General features: G+C 59.1%; 3 protein-coding genes and 1 pseudogene. All 4 read right to left on the bottom strand.

Features of this window, described 5'->3' with window-relative positions:
• A pseudogene (locus O2807_13825) lies at nt 1-94 on the bottom strand (DUF3179 domain-containing (seleno)protein).
• A 182-nt stretch (nt 95-276) separates the two neighbouring features.
• Nucleotides 277-1,692 carry a trypsin-like peptidase domain-containing protein gene (locus O2807_13820; protein ID MDA1001579.1) on the bottom strand — a complete coding sequence of 472 codons (1,416 nt, stop codon included), beginning with the start codon at nt 1,690-1,692 and terminating at the stop codon, nt 277-279.
• Between the two features lie 205 nt (nt 1,693-1,897).
• The gene (locus O2807_13815; protein MDA1001578.1) at nt 1,898-2,710 is read right to left on the bottom strand and encodes a hypothetical protein; all 813 of its coding nucleotides are present in this window, start codon (nt 2,708-2,710) and stop codon (nt 1,898-1,900) included.
• A gap of 204 nt (nt 2,711-2,914) precedes the next feature.
• Nucleotides 2,915-3,368 (bottom strand): sigma-70 family RNA polymerase sigma factor (locus O2807_13810; protein ID MDA1001577.1); only part of this gene is annotated, 454 nt, incomplete at its 5' end.

Here is a 3,368-nt window from a genome sequence, read left to right as displayed (position 1 = left end):
CCCCGAGGACCATCTCGTCCGGCCGCATGAACTTGTCGGCCTCTTTGGCCGATGTGAACTTGGGATCGTCAATGGCGGGAATGCCATCCTTGGGGAGAAGGGTCCGTATCTCGGAGGCCGGGGCGGCGCTGGCGCCAAAGGCGGTGCCCGCCAAAAAAATAGAGATCACGGCCAGGGAGATTAATTTCCCCGCCGTGCGGACAAGTCCTTGCAAACGGAAAATTCGCATTGCGCGCAATGCCCCTATCTGGCGGCGAAAGAACGTCTCGTTTTTCCCTACTGCATTCGAATACTGCGCATGACCAAAAAGAATGTGCGCTCACCGCGCGGGGTGCCGCGCACGACTTGTACCAAGGCGTTTTCGCCCTTCTGAATATTTTCCAGGGCTTTCTCGAAATCCTCGAGGGCGGCGATGGCCACCCGAACAAGCGCCCGGCCCGGCCCCTTTCCCTTGTAGGTCAACTGCCGCAACACCATCCCGGGGCGGATGCCGTCCCGGTAGGCCCGGCTCCCCGTCTTCACCCCGGAGACCAAGATCCCCTTGCTGGAGGCGAGTTGGTTCTTACTCGCGAGATCGGGGGTGAGATTCTCCAGATTCATTCCATAAGGCGAGACCTCCTCCTCGGTGCGCTGCGGGCGAGAAGGCCGCGGCTCCGTGTCGGGAAGCTTCGCAAGCGTGACCTTCATACGCATTTTCTTGCCGCCGCGGATAACATCAACGCTGACAGGCTGCCCCGGCGGCGTCCAGCCGATGAGACGTTGCAGGTGCGTCGGGTCCAGCACCTTTTTCCCGTCGAGCCCGACGATGACATCGCCCGTCCGGATGCCGGCGGAGCCGGCGGGGCCGTCCGGGAGCAAATTCCCGACCAGAACGCCGCTTGTCTGCGACAGCCCGAGCAGCTCCGCCATTTCGGAGGCCACCGGCTGTATGGCCACCCCGAGGTAGCCCCGCGGGAACGTCCCCTGGCGGCGCAGATTCGCCGCCACCTCACGGGCCATGTTGATGGGAATGGCGAAGCCCAGCCCGCTGCCCGGGGAGGGAATCGCCGTATTGATCCCGATCACCTCGCCATCAATGTTGATCAGCGGGCCGCCGCTGTTCCCCCGGTTAATCGCGGCGTCCGTCTGGATAAAATTCTCATACCGCGCGATGCCGACACCCGTGCGGCCCAGACCGCTCACGAAGCCCACGGTAAACGTTCGGGCAATTCCGAACGGATCGCCCACCGCAATTGCCCATTGCCCGACCTTGACCTTGTTGCTGTCACCCAGCTTCGCTGTCGGAAGCGGGCGCTTGGGCTTGATTTTGATCAGGGCCAGATCCGTATAAAGATCCGTCCCGACGATTTCGGCAAGGTAGGACGTGTTGTCGGAGAGGCGGACGCGAAGGCGACGCGCACTCTCCACGACATGGTTGTTCGTGAGAATGAGGCCATCCGGCGAGATGATGACGCCGGAGCCGGAGGAAAACCGCGGGACATCCGGGCCTGGGCCCGGCCCCCCGGGATGACTCCGTCGCTCGAATCTTCCGCCCGTGGTTTCGGCCTGAATGCTGACCACCGTCGGTTTGACGTTTTGCGCGATTTCCGTGAATACCGATTCAAAGTGCTTGAGGACGGTGCGGTCCACCGTTTCGGCGGCGTAGGCCAAACCGGGCATGAGAAGAATGAGAACCAAGAGCCTGGATATCATTTTCGCCTCATTGTCGATGAAAAATAATGGTAAACCCCTGAATATCAGACGGCACTCACAGGATATACTTTCCCCCTGCTCAATGAAAAGCGCATTCCACCCATTGGTGTCGCCGGCGACAAAAAAGCCCCGGCAGAGCGAAATGCCGGGGCGGGGCCTTGGGATTCAGCCAAAGCTTTTCGTTCGCGAATTGGTGGGCGGACCTCTAAAAAATTGCCTCGCTAGATTGCCTCGCCAGAACGAACGATCCCTGTCCCAGCATCTTCCTGACCCCCTCCTTGTCCATTTCCCCCTCCAGGACCAGGGCGTAAAACCACACACCCTTTTCCCAGAAAACGAGGCGGAAACCCCCGCTCTTGGCAAGATAGATGTCCTGGCCCTTCACCCGCAGGCTGGGGAACATTGGCAACTTATAGGGCATTCCGTCGCTTCTTCCGATGAACAGGGCCATATCACGGTCATCACTTCTGCGGTAGCGGACAAAAGCCCCTTTTTGTCCGCCAAAGGGGCACAGACGAGCCCCCAAAATCGTCGCCTGGCTTCCCTCGAACGCAATGGGCCGAATCTCCTGCTGAAAGTTCTGCTGGAGCCAACCCGCCACCCTGCGGATATCGCCCGATTGCACCTCGAGCGGATTTCCCACCTCAACGCGGTAGATCATCATCGTGTCGGCAACCATGGCCTGGGGAACGGACAGGGCCCGTTGGTAGAAGTTCACCCCGAACACCACGAGCACCAGGGCCGCGGCGGCGGCCAGCGCCGGACGGAGCCAGGGGATCTGGCGGACCCGCTCGCTGCGGAGCGTTTTCTGAATCCGCTTCTTCAGTAACTCGGGCGCCGGAGGAGCCGGGCCGCCCAAGTTGCCGAAAAGCGCCCTTTTCAGGGCGGCGACACGCTCGTACTCCGCACGGCAGGACGCATCGCGCTCGATCCAGCCCTGGACCTCCAGCGCGTCCTTGACGTCGAGCTCATTGTCTACATAGGCGTCGATATAGCGGAATACATCGCCTTTATTCATGGCCTAGACCTTCTCTCCAGAAACAACCGTTATCAGATTCGGCGCACCCAATGACTTGAAATTCAAAAAATCTTTTATTTTCAAGGGGATTCCCTTCATCTCATCTCCCCGCCCTCATAAATTTACAACAACATGAAACAAAAATAATTTCTCAAGATTCTGGGAAAATGTATACAATTGTCCTTGTTCCGGAAAGAAAATCCATTACTCTTGAAAGTCACTGTTTTCAGATAACTTATCCCTCAGCATCCGGCGCGCCCGGTAGAGGCGCGACATCACCGTTCCCAGCGGACAGTCCTCGATATCGGCAATTTCCTTGTAGGAGAACCCCTCCACATCCGAAAGGATGACGATCTGCCGGAATTTCTCGGGCAAGGAAACCAAGGCCTCCTCAATCTGCCCGAGGGTCTGGCGGCTGAAAAACTCGGCCTCCGGCCCCTCGTTGTGCGGGCGTCCGGGTCCAATCTCCGCATCCATGGGTTGGTGCTCGAAATCCTCGAAGCCGACTTGGCTGGGCGTCCTGGCATTGCGGCGGAAGCGGTTGATATAGGTATTCCGGAGAATTTTGAACAGCCAGGCACGAATGTTGGTCCCCGGCTGAAACTGCCGGTAAAAACGCAGGGCCCGGACATAGACATCCTGAACGATGTCCTGCGCA

The organism is bacterium (assembly GCA_027622355.1).
In the GTDB taxonomy this organism is placed as follows: Bacteria; UBA8248; UBA8248; order UBA8248; family UBA8248; genus JAQBZT01.
This window is presented reverse-complemented; position numbering and strand designations above follow the sequence as displayed.